A 19,555-nucleotide genomic window follows, 5' to 3' on the forward strand; every position below is an offset into this window, starting at 1 on the left:
AAAAAAAACCTTGAAACACAGTATGTGAAATTCAAGGTTTTATTGATTCATCATTAACTATTTTTTTCGGTTTTTATTCTTTCTTTCAAAACCTCATTTTTATTGATCTTCATCTGTTACAAAATAATTTTGATGATGAATAATACAAAAGACACTAATTACGACAATGATCGCAGCAAAATAAAAAGCATAACTTTCACCTAGTTTTTCGCCAATGATCCCTGCAATAAATGGCGCTAATGCCCCACCAAAGAAACGAACAAAGCTATAACTTGAAGAAGCCACATTTCTTGGTAAACCTGGTATCTCCATAGCAATCGTTGTCAATAATGTATTGATGATCCCTTGGAAAAAACCTGAAAGTACAATGCTGATTGGCACTAAAATTTGGATAGTTGAACCGGCACCTAGTAACGCCAAACAAATAATAAAGAAAACAAACGCTGCTAAAATCGTTCGGTAAGTAGTGAATTTTTGTTCTAGTACTGGTGCGACAAAAATCGAAGCAATTGCTAATAAAACGCCCCAACCAAAGAAAACAAAACCGACCTCTAACTCACTATACCCCACTAATAAGAATGGTGCATAGGCAAGTAACGTAAAGAAACCAAAATTATATAATAAGGCAATCAGACCAACGGAACGCAATTTGTGATTACTTAACGCCTTGACCCCTTCCCAAAAACCAACCTTTCTTTGTGGTTTTCCTGCCTCTGGAAGAAGAATCGCCAATGCTAAAAAGCCAATAAACATCAACGTAGCTACCCCATAAAAAGGATAACGCCACGAGCCACTTCCTAGTATACCACCAACTAATGGTCCAACAGCCATCCCACAGCCTAGTGCTGCTTCATACATCATAATAGCTTTTTCAGTGTTACCCACTAAAATACTTACAATAGTCGCAAGTGCTGTTGAAACAAATAAAGCATTCCCTACACCCCAACCAGCACGCAATCCGATCAATGTACCAATATCATTGGATAATCCACCTAAGCCAGCAAATACAACAATAATGACCAAACCTGCCATCAATGTTTTTTTCAAACCAATTCGACTCGATAAAAAACCTGTAAACAACATCACTACTCCCGTTACCAACATGTAGCTCGTAAATAATAATGTCGTTTGGGCAGGTGTTGCATCTAATTGAGCAGCAATCGTTTTTAAAATGGGATCTACTAAGCCAACTCCCATAAACGCAAACATACAAGTTGCAGCGACTACTAACGCTGAATTCTTTCCTTTACTTTGTTCCTGTCCTTTCTCTGTTAGTTCTTCTTTGATTTCTATTTGATTCTCCAAATTCCCCATTCCTTTCTCTATCTAGCATCATACATGATTTATTTTACATGTCAATATGCACATGTAAAAACAAAAATAAAAAATATGCTATAATAAGAGAAAATCAGTCAGGAGGTATCGTATGAATACTTTAGCCTATATCTTATTATGCGTTCTTTTGTCTAAACCTCGTTCCGGTTATGAACTAAAACAATTAATCACCATTTTCTGGGAAGCTCACCACAGTCAGATTTACACGACACTGGCTAAATTAGACCAGAAAGGTTATATTTCTGTCATGGAAATCGAAGAACATTCGCAGAAAAAAATTTATACCCTTACCAATGAAGGAAAAGCGATCGTAGAAGAATGGATCAAAGAAGAGACCCCTGCTCCTACTCAAAAAGATGAATTTTTAGCCAAACTGTACGCTTTTTCTACCTTAGATAAAACAACAGCGACGGGTCTTTTATTTACAAGAGAACAACAATTAAACAAAATCATGCAAAAAAACCAAGCAAAACTAGCAGATCTTTCAGTAAATAAAAAAGAAGAATTTGGACGTTATGTCGTTATTCAACGAAGAATTTTACTTTGTCAGCAAGAACTACAATGGTGTACACAGGTTCGTGAAATGATGCAAACATTTTTTGATTAATTGTTCTTAAAAAAAAGAGCATGTGACTGAAGTAGCTCATTCAAAAAATAAACGAAACTTCCTAATAAGCGTGTACGCAATTTTAGGCAAGTCCTTTTATCTCTTGATGCTATACAAGTCGCATCCTCTTTTTTTATAATCTAAAAGATCTTTTTAGTTTTGGATCGTGCTTAATACCAATCGAGAGATGGGACCTACGATTAGTAATTGCAAAGGCAATGCAACAATCACATTCATTTTCCATGCGGTAAGGTACGCTGAAAGTAATTGGTCAGGTATTCCCTGCTCAATCACAACACCAAACAACGACATACAGGTAACCATTCCTAGGACCATCAGACAAGAAATCGTTACGATCATTTGAAATTTACTTTCTGAATTTACTGGCAACTTGAAAGCTATTTTTTTCGCAATCACACCAACAATAAAGACATCTAGAATAAACGCCACGATGAATCCTGGAACTAAACCAATCAATAGATTTGAAAAATATAAATCCCCATGAAGCCAGAGATTATACACACTCATTCCTAAGACCATGAGAAAACACATTAGTGATGTAAAAATAATTCCTTCTTTTTTGTTTGTAGGCAACTATACCACTCCTTTAAATTTGTCACGAAAAGTATCGTAGCATATTTCTCATTTTCTCGTAAGTGTTTTTTTTATTACATTCAAAAAAGTCAATCTTCTACTTATCACTTAAATGCAAAAAAAAGAGCCTGATCCCAGACTCTTTAAATAGGTGTGAAAACGAATAAACAGTGTTCAACCAGCTACTCTTTGAAATAAGTCCGAATTTTTCAAAACCAAAAAACTGGTTCCAAAAAATCTTTCTTATGGTTATCAGAGCTAAACGATGCTTCACGACCTTTTGTTCACGGTTTTCACTGACTAAATTTTCAGCAATAAACTCAATAAGAAACAGTAAGCAGGTAAGTGTCAACCGTAAAAACCTTATTTTTATACTTCTTGTCACTTGCGAGAATTTACCCTTGTTTCATAAAATTAATAACGTTGTCTCAACCGCTTTTTACAACTATTGATTCAACAATTCTTCTAGTCCATCTTTTAAAGAGACAAGTGGATGTCCCAAAGCTTGTTCAAAATCTTTTGAGGAAACATCGAGTTGATTATTCTTGATATCTTTTTGAATAGCTGCAAACATTTGTGCAGCAGATTCAGGATAACCAGCCTCCTCTAAATTTTTGATGAACTCATGGTCATTGGTAGCCACGATATCAATAGGTTTGCCTGTCACTTCTTTTAATTCTTTAGCTAGTTCTTTATACGTAATCGGTTGACCCGATAATTCAAGAACTTCTGGAAAGTTCAAGTTCGCTAGTGCTTTTGCTGCAACTTCGGCATATTCTCGTTTTAATGCCCAGCCAGTTTTACCTTCACCTGCTGAATAAATAAAGCGCCCATTCTTTAAGGCAAGTTCAATGAGTGGCCATTCATTTTCTAAGTACCAATTATTACGTAAAAAAGTATGTGCGATTCCAGAATCAGCAATTACTTTCTCTGTAAACTGATGATCTGGCGCTAGAATACTGGTCGAGTGATCGGCATCAGCAAAACTAGTATAAGCAATGTAAGAAACACCAGTTGCTTTTGCGGCCTTCACAACATTTTCATGCTCAGCTTGCCGATTACCAGGTGCACCAGACACAAACAACAAGCGATCAATTCCCTGTAAGGCATTTTTCATAGAAGAATAATCAGCATAATCTCCGAAACGGACATTCCAACCCTTTTCTTCATTCCGCGCCAACACATAGATATTTTCCTGAGGAACGAGCTGTTTTAAGTACTCCATAGCATAGTTACCAAAACCACCAGTTGCTCCAGTAATGAGATAATTCATTCTAACCACTCCTTTTTTCACATTGATAAATTTTTTAAATAAAACCTGTACATTTTTAAGTTACACCATTATCTTAAAGAGTATGTTAAAATAAGTCAAGAATAAACGTCGAAAGGAATGGGATAGTATGAAATATTCTTTACAATTGAGCGATGCGATCCACATCTTAGCCTACATAGCAATTTTTCAAGATAGCGATATGTTATCTAGTGAGATGATTGCGAAAAGTATTGAAACCAGTGCAGCTAATGTCCGTAAAATCATGAGCCGACTAAAAAAAGCGAATTTGATTATTACGCAAGTCGGAAAAGCTGCACCTTCTTTAGCTCGTTCTCCTGAAAAAATTTCACTTTTAGATATTTATAAAAGTATTGAAGGAAATACTAATCTCATTCAAGTGGATCCGAAAACAAACCCAAATTGTATCGTTGGTGCGAATATTCAAGAAACATTGACGGCAAGCTATACCCAACTCCAAGCAAAAGTAGAGGAAGAAATGTCACATATCACGTTAGACTCTTTGCTACACAAAATTGCTGTATTAGAAATTGAAAAACGCCCTCACAATCACGAAAGAATAAAAAAATTTCTTTAAACAACAATTGGTAATTATTTTACTATAAAAAATATACTTAAAAATAGCCATTTATATTAAAATTAAATAACTTACGTATCAACAAAAAAATACTGTTTTTCATTCATTTATCCGTTAAACTTATTAAGTAAGAATTAATATAAAGGAGGAGATTAGGTGAACAACTGGAAAGAATATTTTTTAGAAACTACAATAGATTTAGGATACTCCTATTTTATTGGGGAACAGGTAAAAAACTTTAAGGTTAAGCAAAAACAGATTACTGCCAACATTACTAGTAATGAAAACTATCATGCAATCATTGACCTCGTTGACCACTTTTATTTAGAAAAAATGGTTTGTAGCTGCCCCTGCTTATCGAACGATCATTGTCCCCATTTAGTAGCCGTTTTATTCGAATACAATAAATACTTACAAAAGAAAGATGCAAATAACAGCGCATATTTGGTTTCCTACGCGGAAGATTCACAAATCCGTCCTTTTTTAAAGATGATTTTAAAGGAAAATGACCACTTAGCAAAACGTTTTCAACAATATATTTATTCAGATGCTTCTTTTGATATCAATAAATATCAAGCATACTATGAGAAACAATCTGCTTCCTCGTTGAAGAAAGAACCCGCAGACAAAAAAAGAGGATTGAAAAAAAAGAAACAAATTTTATCTGTTAAACAAATGGAGTACTTAAACTATTCCAAGCAAAAAATTCAACATACTATCCAAGAAAACTGGCACTCCCCTACTATCAGGACACAATATGTTAATTACTTACTTAAAAATAGAATATACAAAGAAGCAGAAAAAGTATTACAGGAGAGTCTGCTTTTGGATCGTCAATCTCCTGATCTCGTTCAACTTCATCGTTATTCTCTAAAAAAACTCTATTATAAATTAGGAAAAAAAGAAGCATACATAAATCAAGTTTTTAAGTTATTGATTGAGAATGATGCATTAGATATGAATCTAGTTCACCAATTGAAAAAAACTTGTTCAAAAGACGAATGGATATCGTTGCGAAACCGTTTGTTCCAAGAATTACATAATCATCAAGACATTGGCTTACTTTATTCACAGGAAAAATGCTATGATCTATTATTGAATCGTGTGTTAGAGACCTCTGGAATCAAAGAAGCTAATCGTTATTTCAATATTTTAAAAAAACAGACTCCCGAAGCACTATTACAGAAATATGAATATGAATTGCGGAAAATAGCCCACACTATGACTACTCGGAATCATTATCATAAACTGGTGAGATATATTGAAGAAATGGCTACTTTACCAAACAGCATGATCTCAGTTCAATTGTTGATCAAAGAATTAAAAGAAAAATACCCGCGAAAAAAAGCAATGATCCAAGAATTAAAATTACTCGAAAAAAAAATGTAACTATTTATTATGCCAACGTTATTTACGAGTGATCCTGAGTTTTTTGCCAAAGACAGAAAAAAATTCTTTAAACTTCAATAATAAGAAGAAGTTTTCAAAAAAAATTACCGTTAAGAGTCTGGAACAAAAAAGGACTTCCCAGACTCTTTTAGGTGTAAAAATGAATAAATGGTGAGCATACCTTCTTACCAAATAGACATTCCAGAATTAATTCCTCGAAATCGCATGAATTTTCGAACACTTGAGAAGCTATTACAAAAAATTCTTCCTTCTGTTGTTGGAGCTAACCCTTGCGCCCGTTCCCTCTTGTTCGGGTACATTATTTTTAGTGCGTTATCATTTTTACCCTCACTCTTCTTCGACAGGAACTACTATGATTTCCAACTTTCCATCCTTTAAACTGTAAAAACTATTTTTATTATTTGGGTTATTTTCTCTTGTAAATGTAAAATCATCAACAAATCCTTGAGTTTGGAGACTCCCATCAAAAAGGATCTGAGAAACATTTTCTTTTACTATTTGAGTCATTCCACCATAAAAATTGCCAGTTTTCGCTAACAGATCAATAAAAATGAATTGAAAACACGAATTTCCTCTATTTAATAACTTGCCCACTTCTCCCGAGAATAACCCCATTTCTTCCACGAAATCAGCCAGTCCATTAAGAACCACGATTTTTCTCGTTTTTGGCGTGAACCACAGTTCATCCCAGAAATGAGTAAATTTCTCACTTCGTTTTGCGACATCATGCAAGCTAAAATACGAAGTCACTTCGTTTTTTATTTGCTCCAATGTTCCAGAAACATCGATTAAAATAACATTTTCTTCCACATCTATCATTTGTGACAACCACCATGAAAACATCCTCTGCAATTGTACATTGGAAGTAAAAAATAAACCTAGCTGCTTTCCAAGAAAAAATGCAAATGATTCCACCTCAACTGTTTGCTTATTCAAACCTAGATACACCAAGTCTTTTTCTTTATTGCGCACAAACTGACTGAAAATTTTTGTCGTTAACCGTTCGGGCACCATCAGGATTTTTTCAGGACGTTTTCCTACCCATTCTTGATCTATATTTGTTATTTCTTCTGCCATTTTTTCGAATATTTCTGATTCATTTTGACCATTAGTGGGTAAATAAAATTGTAATATCGTTGGTCGGTCAAGCATCACTTGCCCTCTTCCTTTAATAGGCAACGCAACAATCGCTTCTCTTCCCAGCACTTGTTTGATTTCACTTTCATCATGTAAATACATAAACAGCTTTGTTGCAAATTGACTCATCATATTTAGGCGAATACTCCCGACACGATTTGCAGATAGAATAAGATAAATCCCTAAACTTGCACCATCTCTTAGTAAATGCACGATTGTTTCATCGATGGAATCTTTTCGTTTATCCTCTATCCCCAAACTCTCGTAGCTATCTAATATAATAAAAATGATCGGTAATTGGATGCTCGTTTTTTCTTGGTATTGGTAGAGATTTGTGGCACCCTTTTCTTTAAACAGTTGTTTTCTCTCCGCCAATGATCGATTGATTCTCACAAACATTTTTTGTCTTTTTTCTTCTTCTAAAGTGACGATGTCAACGACATGTGGCAACTTCTTCAACGGTAAAAGGCCATTAGTACCAAAATCAACTAGATGAAACCATACTTGATTTGGAGTATTTTGTCTTGCAAGACTTAAAACAATTGTTTGTAATAACGTAGATTTTCCATATCCAGAACTAGCGAATACAACGGTATGACTACTTTTCTCGCAATCATAGTAATAATGACTTTGCTTTTGCTCATGAGGTACATCTAACAAGCCTATGGGAACCTTTAATGTATTCCGTTCATTTCCTTTAAAGACAGGCATTACTAACCACGTTGGTAATTCTGGTAACCAAGGTTGTGATGGTTGGCTGAATGTTGATTGTTGAAAAGTTTGTACAATCAACCTTCTGACTGCCTCATATTGCGTAACTATACTGCCCGCTGCTTTCCTCGAATCTTTTTCTGTAGGAGCAAAGAGGACCTCCTTTTGACCAAATTCATTCACAACAACGATCCGTTCATCTTCAAGAGATTGGTTTGGTGCGTAGGGTGCTTTTGTATAACCACTTTGGAACAATTCATAGACGTCATTTTCTCCTACCTTAAGATAACCCCTCCCTGGTCTTGACACATAAGCTGCATCTGTTGTTTGTAAAAGTTCCTTTGAGTCTTGAACACTTGCCATTTTCAATGCCACTTTACTTTTACTATTCGCCTCGATTTGGTCGTTGACTACTCCGGCTGGTTTTTGGGTAGCTAAAATTAAATGGACGCCAAGTGAACGACCAATCCGCGCTACTGAAGTCAGCTCCTCCAAAAATTCTGGCACATTGACTTTTAATTCGGCAAACTCATCGGATACTAGAAAAAGATGAGGCAGCGGCTGATCAGGGTACGCAGAAACGTTCCTTTGTTTTCGTTGTTTGTATAACTGCATATACTCATTGATGTTGTTTACTTCATAGGTCGCAAGTAACCTTTGTCGCTTTTCCAGCTCCGCTTTGATACTGATCAATGCACGGGACGTACCAACTCGGTCTAAATTAGTGATCGCACCCATAAAATGTGGCAACTTACTTACTGTTTGTGCGAGGCCGCCACCTTTCCAATCAATCACTAGAATCCCTACATCTTCAGGAGAAAAATTGATGGCTAATCCCACTAAATAAGTAATCAGAAATTCTGACTTCCCTGAACCAGTCGTGCCACCAATTAAAGCATGAGGTCCATGTGCCTGTTCATGGAGATCCCAGTAGATCCCCTGATTTTTTCTCTGCCAGCCGATCAATGAACGCAATGTCTTACTTGGCTCTGCGTTCAACCAGCGCTTAGAAATCATTAACTCCTCAACAGTCTGAACTTGATATTGCTCTAATAAATTGATTTTTTCTGGCAGATTTTGATTTTCAATTTCTTCATGGAATAAGTTAGCTAAGCGAAAAATTGCTTGTTCAAGTGGATAACTAGTTGGTAAACGATTAGGTGTAAATGGTTGATTAATGTGTTGTTCTTTATGATTGATCAACATAGCAATATCTTGACTTTGATACGCTATTAACGTCGTTACAGTTTCAGGCAACTGATCGATAGATTCCTTCGCCCAAATAACTACGACACCATACCGATTTAATTCTTCCGTTAAAAACTCACTGATTTCATGCTCCCACAAGCCTTCTTCTGTGATAATTGAAAAAACATAAGTTGGTTTAAAAGCTATCTTCTGATAATCAGCATGTTGTAGTTGCTGCTTCCTTTTAGAAAGGATCTTATAAAATGCACTCAAAACCAACTCTCGATTTTTTAAATTGAATAGGAGCCCTCTTTGTTTAAGTGGAAAGGATCGCAACGTATGATGTGGTAACCAACGCCAATTTTTCCATGTTTTTTCATATTCTTTTTCTTGAAGAAGAGTGATAAACTCAACCTCTTGGTAAGAGTGCAAGACAGAAATTTGAAATAGTAAAGATTGAAGAGCTTCCTGCAAAACATTCGATGGACCGACAAGCCCCACTGACTGAGTTGCAAACGAAATCGCAATAGGTGCGTTCTTTAATTTTTGATAAGGACGAATAAAATCGGATAGAACTTCATCGTTCCATTGATCCTCATCCAAATGAGAACTAACAATTTTAAAACTGGATGGACGTTCGCCTATTCCTAAGCGAACGGTTAAAAAATCTTTATCCTTTGGTCGACGTTCATAGATTCTTGGATGACATTCCTTTGTCATTCGTGCTAATTGATTATTAGAAGGATACATGTACTGTAAAACTTCTTTTTGTCTTTGCTGTAACCTGTTTAATTCAAAAGCTTTTTTGATTCTATATTGTTGGATAGTTATTTTTTGTTCACTTTTTTTTCGTTTTATTTTCTTTTTGTTTAATAAATAATTGATAGTAGAGATACTGGACGTCAATAAATTAAGTCCATACATACCTAGTATCAGAAGCAGGTTTCGATTGCTAAAAAATAGAAACATTCCGCTTAAGATAAATATACCTAAAGACGGGAGAACCAATTTAAAAAAGGATTGTTTCTCCTGAGCTGCTTCGTGTCTCGGTAATCGAACCTCCACTTGTACTTTTGGCTCTTCCAGATAGATTCTAGGGCTTCTTCTAAAAAAGGGGAAGTGCTTAGGATATTCAGGTATATAAGGGACTTCAGAAAGTACCCATGGATTTAATTGGATCGCTTGACCTAAACCGATGATCTGCCACTGCTTTTCCCGCCTTTCGATAATCCACTGATCCACTACGATCTGATCACCTACTTGGAAAGTAAATACACCTTTTGTTACAAGTTGCTGGTTATAATAAACGGGTGCTTTACTAGGATATATACTCAATTGATAGTTATTATCCTGATAATCTATCGCAATCATTGCATCTGATTCAATCATCAAAGCAGAGGTCGTTGCACATGAAATATCAATCAATTGCTTCGGTGGATCGATCCACTTTCTCTGCAATGTTTCATGCTTTAATATCAGAAACCTCGGATCATCTTTGATCGAAGAGTCTGAAAAATTTATATGCTGTTTGATATAACAGATTTTTTTGCCGGCGATCACCAGCTCTTTATCATTTTGAGTAAATACTTCATGAATAAACATCTCCCCAAAATAAAAGAGATCAAAAAGGATGGAAAGACTGATATTCATCTGATTCTCGGTGCATAGTGTCTTATTTTGTGGGATTTTCAGATTTATTCTCTCCTGGCTTTTTGCTATATTGACTAATTTTTTCTTGATAGTTTTTTAGTAATTTTTGCTTTTTTTCACCACTCATTTGATCGTTCATTTTTACTGTCAGATATAACTTAGTATAGATATGCAAAAGATACTGCTCATCTCCAATGTTTTGAGCGATATCCAATGCCTGTTGGAGATTATTTCTGTCAATGTAAATCCAATAAAGCAAACGATTCTCACTTGACTCTTGAGATAATTGATTTAAAATAGCTGTTTTTTCTAATGAAGTTAAATGATCTAATTGAATGACACTAACAGCCACTATATATTTGATACTTTGAGAAAACAAACTGGGGGATACATCTGCTAAAGCCGTTAAAACACCTGCATAATCCTTGGCTATATATTTTGCTTGTGCATCCATGCTCCGTTCTATCTGTGGTAATTGATAAAACGCATAATTTCCTGTTAATAAAGCAAAAAGGATGGTTGACAAGCTGAATAAAAGGCTACCCCATTTAAAAATAAAGTAATTTTTCCTACTGACCACACGTAATTCTGTCGCTCGAATCTCCTTTTGTGTTTCGATTTGGTCGCTAATAATCTGATTGATTTCTGTTACATTTTTTGCTCCATGGAGCAATTTCGACAAGTCATCTGTTAATCCTTCACTTCCTCCATTTAAACTCTCATAACTCAAATTAGGATATAAGATAGCCAACACCAGTGCCCGATATTGCTTCAGAAAATCATTTTCAGTGACCGTATATGGAGCGATAACTTGCATAAACCCTCGATGTGCAAGAAAAATCTCTTCTCCAAACAGAAACAAATTATCGGGATGAAACAATGGTTGGATCGGTCCATTCATAAAATCACACAATTGATTGACTTTTTGGGCAAGCAATAATCGTTGGTAAAAATCTAATTTAATCAAAACCTGTGAGAAACACTTCATTTGATTTGTTTTTTTGTATTGAATGATTAATTTTTCTGTAGATAAATGGCTAACGTCACCTGCCAGTAAATTTCTTTTAGGTTTTAAAAAAAATGTATATTGTTCGATCTGATCCAGCGCATATTGATTCGCTTGTAGCTGAATTTCCACTCGTTCATCGGTTATTTTAATACCTTCTTTTTCAAATACATCCTTTTCGCTCTTCAATTACTTGTTGTCACCACCATTAAGGATACGTGGCTTGATTAACAGTTGGTCACCATGACTAATTGGATAATCTGATAACAGAAATTCTTCATTCAATCGTATTGATTTATTTGTCACTTCTAAATCGAACGCAGCCGGTAGCACGATCGAAGAAACCTGAAGTGCGTTCACAAATAATTCCTTTAAGCGCCTAATGGTTATTTCCCTAGGTATTTGCAAGTCGATCGTTTGCTGTTCGATTTGCAAACAAATATCAATGACTATTCCCTGCTTCATTGAGTTACCCCTTTTTCATGTATGGCTTATTTTTTACATTAAAAGTCAAGGAATCAAAACAAAAACCAAATGAAAATAGCTAAAAAACAACTGACATTTGCTGCTTTAATGGGTACAAGTCAAACGAAGATTGGTTTTTACTGATAAACGCTATAGCAACCCAAAATTCCGAGCATCTTGACGATCCCGTTCTGAAACGGTATTCGCATAGTTGTTGAGTTGCTCATAAATACTTTCAAATAATTGTGTCATTTGTTTAACGCTACCTTCTAACTGGTGATACTGATCAAGATATGCTTGAAAAGCTTGTCCTTTCCAATTATGAGCAATTTGCTGGTTCATCGTATTTACTTTTCGGATAGCCTCTTGTATTTGGAGCGCTGATTGCTGATAGATCTTCGCTTGTGATTTTAATTGATCAGGCGTAACTGCAATTGGTCCCATTCTTCCATCCTCCTAGCATTTAGTTGGTAAAACTATTACCTTGGTCATGAATAATATACGACAAGTTCTAAAATATTCCGCTAAATCTTTATTTTTATCTGAAAATTTTTCTCGCATAGAAAGACCTATGTAACAAAACAGTGATAAAAAGCCCGACAACCTTTTTGGTCTCGGGCTCATTGCTTTCAATTTTTTCAACTAATGATCGTTTGAAAACAACAATATTGAATTTATATTCGGTTCTTTAATAATCAGACGGTTCAATAGCTTTTGAGATAACTTTTGACCTCTTTTAAAAGCTGTACTTTTCGATAATGACTGACTTTATTCTTATTATCAAATAAAGAATAATGCTGTTTTCTCACGATATTTAATTGCTCACGATAAATAAACGCAGCACTGGCAAGTGCTTGACGACAATCTTCTGTAATAAGAGGAAACATTTCAAAAGATTCTTCATATAAGTTTTCAGCCTGCTGAGCCAGTGACTCCCATAAAGCGACTAATTGTGTTTGGGCTTGCTTTTCTTTTAACATGGTAGTTGCTACCCCAAATCTAGTCATGTCTTCTTTTGTCAGGTAGATTCGCCCCATTTGATAATCTTCTCCAACATCTCGTAAAATATTCGTTAACTGCATCGCTTCTCCTAATTTTTTAGCTGGTACAACGATGTCAGCTGGGCGCTCAGTTAAAAGCGGAAGCAACATCAAACCTACACTACCTGCAACGTAATAACAATATTCTTCAAGATCTTTTCTTGTTTCTGGTTGCTTAAAATCAGCATCTTTTCGTTGACCAGTCAGCATATCAAAAAAAGGAGCGGTTACCATGGGGAAATTGTCAAAGACCACTGATAGCGCACGCCAGACTGGATCGTTGGGAACCTTTCCCTCATTAAAATCTAGCAATTGCCGTTCTAACTGTCTCAATCCCGCTTGATTGTTGTCGCGATCAATCAAATCATCTGCACGTCGGCAAAACGCATACACGGCATAGACACTTTGAGCTTTTCGTTTAGGCAACTGTGAGAAAGCCAGGTAAAACGATTTTGAATTTTTCTTGATGATTGATTCACAATAGGCAAAATCTTTTTGGTATTCTTGAAAAGGATCATTGTTAATGGTTATCATCTCTCAACAGCTCCTCTACCGCTAATTTTGCGCTTTGCATAACAATTGGTACCCCTGCGCCAGGATGGGTACTACTCCCACAAAAATATAAATTTTCTGCTGCAGAAAATTTGTTATGCGGGCGGTAATAATTACTTTGTTTCAATGTCGGTTTTAAGCCAAAAGTCGCTCCATTATAAGCATTGAAACGTTCAGAAAAATCTTTGGGCGTGATCAATGTTTCGGATACGATATGCTCATCGATATCCTTAAAAATCGTCTTTTCTTTGAGCAATCGGATGATTTTTTGGCGATAGGCTTGCATCGTTTGTTCCGTCCACTTCTCATATTTTGACAATTCTGGCACTGGTACTAAGACATATAAGCCTTCCTGACCCTCAGGTGCAAGCGAATCATCCATCAATGACGGTCGGTACAAATAAAAAGATGGATCATCTGGTAACTTTCCTCGTTCAAAGAGATCATCAACATTTTGTTTAAAGTCTTCTGCAAAATAAATACTATGCAAGTGTTCCTCTGGGTATTTCTTGTCTAAGCCAAGATACATCAAAAAACAAGAACATGAATATTCAAATTTAGCGATTTTTTTATTTGTATACTTTCCCCGTTTTCTTTCATCAGGAATTAATTCCTTCATCGCATAAGGAAAATCAGCGCCACATACAATAGCATCAGCCATCACTTGTTCTTTCCCGATTCGGATCCCTTTAGCAATCTTATTGTCAATTAGGATTTCATCTACTGATGTTTCGTAAACGATCTTTCCACCTAATTCTTCAAACAATCGAGCCAATGAAGTCGCTAACGTATACATTCCACCTTCAATAAAATAAACACCATAAAATAATTCGATCATTGGAATAATCGTATATAAAGAGGGTCCTTGATAAGGCGATACCCCGATATAAAGTGTTTGAAAAGCCAATGATTTACGCAAACGGTCATCCTTCACGAATTTAGAAATAGACGTATACGCATCGCTGAATGTCCGCAAGCGGATCCCTGCCCATAATGATTTAGGATTATAAAAATCCCAAAAACCACGAAATGATTTCGTGATAAAGGCTTCTTTTGCAATCGTATATCGCTGATAGATATCTGCTAAAAATGCGAAATAACCTTGTGTATCTTCTGGCGAAATGTTTTCCAACGTCTTTGTCAATTCAATTAAATCATTGGAAAACTCGATTGGTTCCTCTTTGTTGAAATACAGTTTTAACATTGGATCAACTTTTTTCATTGGAATGTAGTCATCGGGGTCTTTCCCACAAAATTCAAATACTTCCCGATAAATTTCTGGCATCATCACAATCGTTGGCCCTAAATCAAAGGTAAATCCTGCCGTTTTGATTTGATTCATTTTCCCGCCAACTTGACGATCTTTTTCGTACAGTGTGACTTCATATCCTAGCTTTTGCAACCGAACTGCGGCACTTAATCCAGCTACTCCCGCCCCAATGACAATAATTTTTTTCATGGGATCACCTACTTACCTTTTTTATCACTTGATAAATTTAATGATAACGCAAAATTTATCAAGTGATAAACTAATATGCTCAAAGAGGTTGAGACAAAAGTGTTTAGCATCAAGAAATAAGAAGGGATTTCCGAAAATTGACAAGAAACACAAAAACTCGTTTTTGATGTTGATTGTTACCTACTTGGTGCTTCTCAAATTTTTGGTAAATTTCAGCAAATTTTCCGAAGATGCTACTTTTGTCTCACCGTGAACAAGAGGTCGTGAAAAGAGTGTTTTGACCTGAGCGCTCACCAAGTAAAAACTGCGACGAGTAATCGCAGGAGCATTAAGGATGGAAATCTCGAAACAGCTTCCCATGTTTTGAGATTTTTTGACTTATCGCCGAAGGTCAGCTCTTTGAACACCGTGAATCAGAGGTCGTGAAAACATCGGGTAGCTCTGATGACAATAAGAAAGAATTTTTTGAAACAGCTCCTCATGTTTTGAAAAATTCAGGCTTATTTCAAGGAGCTGATGTTTGAACACCGTTTAGCAAGAGGCTGTGAAAGAAGCGTTTAGCTCCGAGCGAATAAGAGAGGATTTTTTAAAATAGCTCCTCATATTTTAGAAAATCCTCTCTTATTGTTGAGGAGTTGCTTCTTGAACGCCGTTTATCCGTTTTTAGAGATACTAGAAGAGACTGTGACAAGTTTTGTCTCATTTGCCATTCAATTTTCTCATTAAATAACTACTTTTACAAAAAAAAGCCCAATGATCACGAAAATTCATTCGGATCATTCGGCGTTTTATCTACTCTGATTTCTTTTATAAGATTCAAAAATACAAACAGAATACAGTATTCTTGAAATTTTCATCGGTTACTCTTGATTAGAAAAAGCATTTAAAAGCGCTCTGACTTCGTCGGTCGATTTAGTATTCATTAATTGAACACGTAAGTCACTTGCGCCCGGAAATCCTTTGACATAGATTTTAAAGAAACGATGTAGCCCAGTCATTGAACGGGGGATTTCTTTGGCATATTGGTCTTGGAGATCTAATTGCAGACGTAAAAGATCAATCAATTCAGTTGCTGAATGTTCCCTTGGTTCTTTTTCAAAAGCAAAAGGATTTTTAAAGATCCCACGACCGATCATAATCCCGTCTACACCATATTTTTCAACTAATTCCAAGCCCGTTTGCCGATCAGGAATGTCGCCATTGATCGTAAGCAACGTTTGTGGCGCAAGCTGATCTCTTAATGCTACGATTTGAGGGATCAACTCCCAATGAGCATCTACTTTACTCATTTCTTTTCTCGTACGTAAATGAACAGAAAGATTGGCGATATCTTGTTTCAATAAATGACTCAACCAACCTTCCAACTCTTCTTGTTCTGTATAGCCGATTCTTGTCTTGACGCTTACAGGTAATCCTCCTGCTTTCGCTGCTTCGATCAGTTCCGCTGCAACTTCCGGACGAAGAATCAAGCCACTCCCTTTCCCACGTTCAGCAACGTTAGGAACCGGACATCCCATATTCAAATCGATCCCTTTAAAACCCATTTCTGCTAGTTCGATACTCATTTGTCTAAAAAATTCTGGTTTATCACCCCAGATATGAGCAACCATCGGCTGTTCATCTTCGGTAAATGTCAAGCGACCTCTGACACTTTCTTTACCATCAGGATGGCAGAAACTATCGGAATTTGTAAATTCTGTAAAAAACACATCGGGCGCTCCTGCCGCCTGCACAACATGTCGAAACACCACATCTGTGACATCCTCCATTGGTGCTAATATAAAAAAGGGCTTCGGTAATTCTGCCCAAAAATTTTCTTTCACTGATAACTCTCCATTTCATTGTAGTTTCGCCATGTAATACTCTTCGTTCACTATTCTAAAAAACAGAGTCATTATACTAGGAATCAACAAAAGAAGCAAAACCACTGCTTCCTTTACTAAAGCAATTTTTGATACGCCAATCGTTCATTGTCTATCTCATCGTCAACATAGACGATACCACGTAACTCAAACCCACAATGAGCCATGATACGTTGCATACTAGTATTCTTTTTGTGCGTATCAACTCTTACTTGTGCCATTCCTAAGGCCTTTGTTTCTGCTTCTGCATACTCAACGAGTCGGTAAGCCAGCTTTTGTCCGCGAAATGCATCAGCTAGTGCAATGCGATGGATTGTTGTATAGGGCGCATCAGCTTTTTCCCAACTTCCTTCAAAGATTTCTTGATAATTTTTATCAGGTGTTTTTTGTAAGGCTAATGTTCCAGCAATGATTCCATCGACTACCAAAACATAAGACCATGTTTTTTCGATATCTTGCCTGATCGTTTCTTCATTTGGATAACCATTTTGCCATTGCGGACTATCAGCGGAAGCTAATAACCGTTTTGCTTCATTAATGATTTTCATGACGGCTGGTACATCAGTTAACGTCGTTTCGCGAAATTCAATTGTCATTCCATATCCCCTTTTTATTTTTCTATACTAGATAAAACACTAAAAACTAAAGTTTAGTTATCATTTTAACATATTATATTTAGTTAATTTAAGAGTAGATCGTCTAAATTTGTATGAGGAAGTCCTTTAATCGAACAAAAAAAGTCTAGGATAAGCATCTATCCTAGACTCAACTATTTCTTGTCTATTACCAAAAATTTGATCAAATCAATCCGTTTCTGTAGAAAACCGAATAAGTTTTTTTGATCATTCCACAAACTCTAGCTTCTTAACCCTCTACCTTTATTGATTAAATACCAGCATAGTGAATAAAGCACTAAACTAAATAACACAAGAATCGTGATCGAAACCATGATGGGTACATCTGTCGTTCCAAGGAACCCATAACGAAATCCTGAAATCATGTAAACGATCGGATTAACTTTAGAAATTGCCTGCCAGATTGGTGGCAACATAGAGATCGAATAAAAGACACCACCGAGGTATGTCAATGGCTGAAGGACAAAGGTCGGCACGATCGACACATCATCATACGACTGTGCGAAAATCCCATTGATCAAACCCGCTAGTGAAAATAAAATCGAGGTCATCAGCAAAGTAACAATCACGATGCCCCAAGAGAAGACATTTAGCGGAACGAAGAATAGCGAAATCATTGTTACCAACGCCCCGACCAAGATACTACGTCCCAGTCCACCAATCACAAATCCCCAAATAATCACATGTGTGGGAACGGGCGCAACTAAAATTTCTTCAATATTTTTCTGGAATTTTTGAGAAAAAAATGAGGACGAAACATTGGAATAAGAACTAGTGATAACGGACATCATGATCAACCCTGGAACAATAAATTCCATGTAGGAAAATCCACCCATATCACCAATACGTCCGCCAATCATTTTCCCAAAGATCACAAAATAAAGTGAGGTGGTAATCACTGGTGGAACCAGTGTTTGGACCCAAATCCGCAAGTAGCGATTGGTTTCCTTGATGGCTAAACTTTTTAAAGCTGTAAAATAAAGACTAAACATTTTTTTCCTCCACATGACCATTTTCTTCCGTGATTTTCAAGAATAATTCTTCTAAGCGATTCGATTTATTTCTCATCGAAAGCACTTTTATCCCTTGTTCACTTAATTGATCAAAGATTCCGTTGACCCCTTGATCCCGTTCTACTTCAACAGCAAGGGTCCGCTCATCTTCAAACGTACTAGTGTACCCTTGTAGAACTGGCGCTTGTTCATACGGTGCTAAGTCAAAAATAAACGTTTCAAATTGTAATTTAGAAAGTAATGATTTCATACTTGTATTTTCAATCAATTCACCTGATTGGATAATCCCGATATTCCGACACAACATTTCGGCTTCTTCCAAATAATGAGTCGTTAGAATAATCGTGGTACCTTGTTCATTTAATTCTCGCAAGAACTCCCACATTTCACGTCTTAGTTCAATATCTACACCTGCAGTAGGTTCATCTAAAATCAATAGTTTCGGTTCATGCATCAATGCTCTAGCAATCATCAGTCGCCGTTTCATCCCACCAGAAAGCATGCGCGCACGAACATTTCTTTTTTCCCAGAGATTGGATTGTTTAAGGTATTTTTCACTACGCTTGATTGCTTCTTGACGTGAAACACCATAATATCCTGCTTGATTCACCACGATCTGTTGAACTGTTTCAAAAGGATTAAAATTGAATTCTTGCGGTACTAATCCGATTTGTTGTTTGGCACGAACCAAATCAGTATCCAAGTCATAACCAAACACTTTTACTTCACCAGAAGTTTTATTCACAAGTGAAGTGATGATCCCAATTGTCGTAGATTTCCCCGCACCATTAGGACCAAGCAAGGCATAAAAATCGCCCTCTTCCACCGTTAAATCAATCCCTCGCAACGCTTCAACTCCCGTTGCGTATACTTTTTTTAAATTCTTTATTTCAAGAGCCTGTGTCATTTTTTTAACGATCTCCTTTTTTCCATCTGATTCTCTATTGTAACATGGAATGATTGAAAGAAAATGAATAAAGTTTTCAAAATAAAATAGAATTTTATGTATTCGAGCATCCAATA

Annotated in this window: 16 protein-coding genes; 3 read left to right on the plus strand and 13 right to left on the minus strand. The window is 36.2% G+C overall.

The window, feature by feature from the left end:
* Window positions 1-99: 99 nt before the first annotated feature.
* Window positions 100-1,314: an MFS transporter gene (locus IGJ18_RS13075; protein ID WP_034700062.1), complete on the minus strand. Its 1,215-nt coding sequence runs from the start codon at window positions 1,312-1,314 to the stop codon at window positions 100-102.
* Window positions 1,315-1,426: 112 nt separating this feature from the next.
* Between IGJ18_RS13075 and IGJ18_RS13080 the strand changes: the two genes are divergently transcribed.
* Window positions 1,427-1,942: a PadR family transcriptional regulator gene (locus IGJ18_RS13080; RefSeq protein WP_081128956.1), complete on the plus strand. Its 516-nt coding sequence runs from the start codon at window positions 1,427-1,429 to the stop codon at window positions 1,940-1,942.
* 153 nt (window positions 1,943-2,095) lie between these two features.
* On the opposite strand, the gene IGJ18_RS13085 is transcribed toward IGJ18_RS13080, so the two are convergent.
* A complete protein-coding gene (locus tag IGJ18_RS13085) occupies window positions 2,096-2,536 on the minus strand; it encodes a DUF2798 domain-containing protein (protein WP_010720646.1) in 441 nt (146 codons plus the stop codon).
* A 445-nt stretch (window positions 2,537-2,981) separates the two neighbouring features.
* The gene (locus tag IGJ18_RS13090) at window positions 2,982-3,809 is read right to left on the minus strand and encodes an SDR family oxidoreductase (protein ID WP_438843415.1); all 828 of its coding nucleotides are present in this window, start codon (window positions 3,807-3,809) and stop codon (window positions 2,982-2,984) included.
* Window positions 3,810-3,936: 127 nt separating this feature from the next.
* Here IGJ18_RS13090 and IGJ18_RS13095 point away from each other — a divergent pair, with 127 nt between their 5' ends.
* Window positions 3,937-4,404: an Rrf2 family transcriptional regulator gene (locus IGJ18_RS13095; protein WP_010737255.1), complete on the plus strand. Its 468-nt coding sequence runs from the start codon at window positions 3,937-3,939 to the stop codon at window positions 4,402-4,404.
* 156 nt (window positions 4,405-4,560) lie between these two features.
* Window positions 4,561-5,793 (plus strand): SWIM zinc finger family protein, encoded by a 1,233-nt coding sequence (locus IGJ18_RS13100; RefSeq protein ID WP_034700067.1) that lies wholly within the window; start codon window positions 4,561-4,563, stop codon window positions 5,791-5,793.
* Window positions 5,794-6,141: 348 nt separating this feature from the next.
* On the opposite strand, the gene essC is transcribed toward IGJ18_RS13100, so the two are convergent.
* The 10 genes from essC to IGJ18_RS13150 all read right to left on the minus strand — a co-directional run bounded on the left by essC (window position 6,142) and on the right by IGJ18_RS13150 (window position 19,439).
* Window positions 6,142-10,452 carry a type VII secretion protein EssC gene (gene essC / locus IGJ18_RS13105; protein WP_438843416.1) on the minus strand — a complete coding sequence of 1,437 codons (4,311 nt, stop codon included), beginning with the start codon at window positions 10,450-10,452 and terminating at the stop codon, window positions 6,142-6,144.
* Window positions 10,453-10,522: 70 nt separating this feature from the next.
* Window positions 10,523-11,695, minus strand: coding sequence for a type VII secretion protein EssB (essB, locus tag IGJ18_RS13110; protein WP_438843417.1), 1,173 nt, complete (start codon window positions 11,693-11,695; stop codon window positions 10,523-10,525).
* Entirely contained in the window at window positions 11,696-11,971 is a 276-nt protein-coding gene (locus IGJ18_RS13115) for an EsaB/YukD family protein (protein WP_010720653.1), read from the minus strand.
* Between the two features lie 150 nt (window positions 11,972-12,121).
* Window positions 12,122-12,415, minus strand: coding sequence for a WXG100 family type VII secretion target (locus tag IGJ18_RS13120; protein WP_010720654.1), 294 nt, complete (start codon window positions 12,413-12,415; stop codon window positions 12,122-12,124).
* A gap of 260 nt (window positions 12,416-12,675) precedes the next feature.
* A complete protein-coding gene (locus tag IGJ18_RS13125; RefSeq protein ID WP_053765960.1) occupies window positions 12,676-13,545 on the minus strand; it encodes a phytoene/squalene synthase family protein in 870 nt (289 codons plus the stop codon).
* Entirely contained in the window at window positions 13,532-15,022 is a 1,491-nt protein-coding gene (locus IGJ18_RS13130; RefSeq protein ID WP_063627654.1) for a phytoene desaturase family protein, read from the minus strand. The genes IGJ18_RS13125 and IGJ18_RS13130 overlap by 14 nt, the downstream gene beginning before the upstream one ends.
* A gap of 860 nt (window positions 15,023-15,882) precedes the next feature.
* Window positions 15,883-16,845 (minus strand): tRNA dihydrouridine synthase, encoded by a 963-nt coding sequence (locus tag IGJ18_RS13135; protein ID WP_010720657.1) that lies wholly within the window; start codon window positions 16,843-16,845, stop codon window positions 15,883-15,885.
* 116 nt (window positions 16,846-16,961) lie between these two features.
* Window positions 16,962-17,480, minus strand: coding sequence for a GNAT family N-acetyltransferase (locus tag IGJ18_RS13140; protein WP_053765962.1), 519 nt, complete (start codon window positions 17,478-17,480; stop codon window positions 16,962-16,964).
* 260 nt (window positions 17,481-17,740) lie between these two features.
* Window positions 17,741-18,511 (minus strand): ABC transporter permease, encoded by a 771-nt coding sequence (locus tag IGJ18_RS13145; RefSeq protein WP_010720659.1) that lies wholly within the window; start codon window positions 18,509-18,511, stop codon window positions 17,741-17,743.
* Window positions 18,504-19,439 (minus strand): ABC transporter ATP-binding protein, encoded by a 936-nt coding sequence (locus IGJ18_RS13150; RefSeq protein WP_010720660.1) that lies wholly within the window; start codon window positions 19,437-19,439, stop codon window positions 18,504-18,506. Before IGJ18_RS13150 ends, IGJ18_RS13145 begins: the two co-directional genes overlap by 8 nt.
* Window positions 19,440-19,555 lie beyond the last annotated feature (116 nt).

It is taken from the genome of Enterococcus sp. AZ078 (assembly GCF_051714985.1).
GTDB classification, from domain to species: Bacteria; Bacillota; Bacilli; order Lactobacillales; family Enterococcaceae; genus Enterococcus_B; species Enterococcus_B hirae.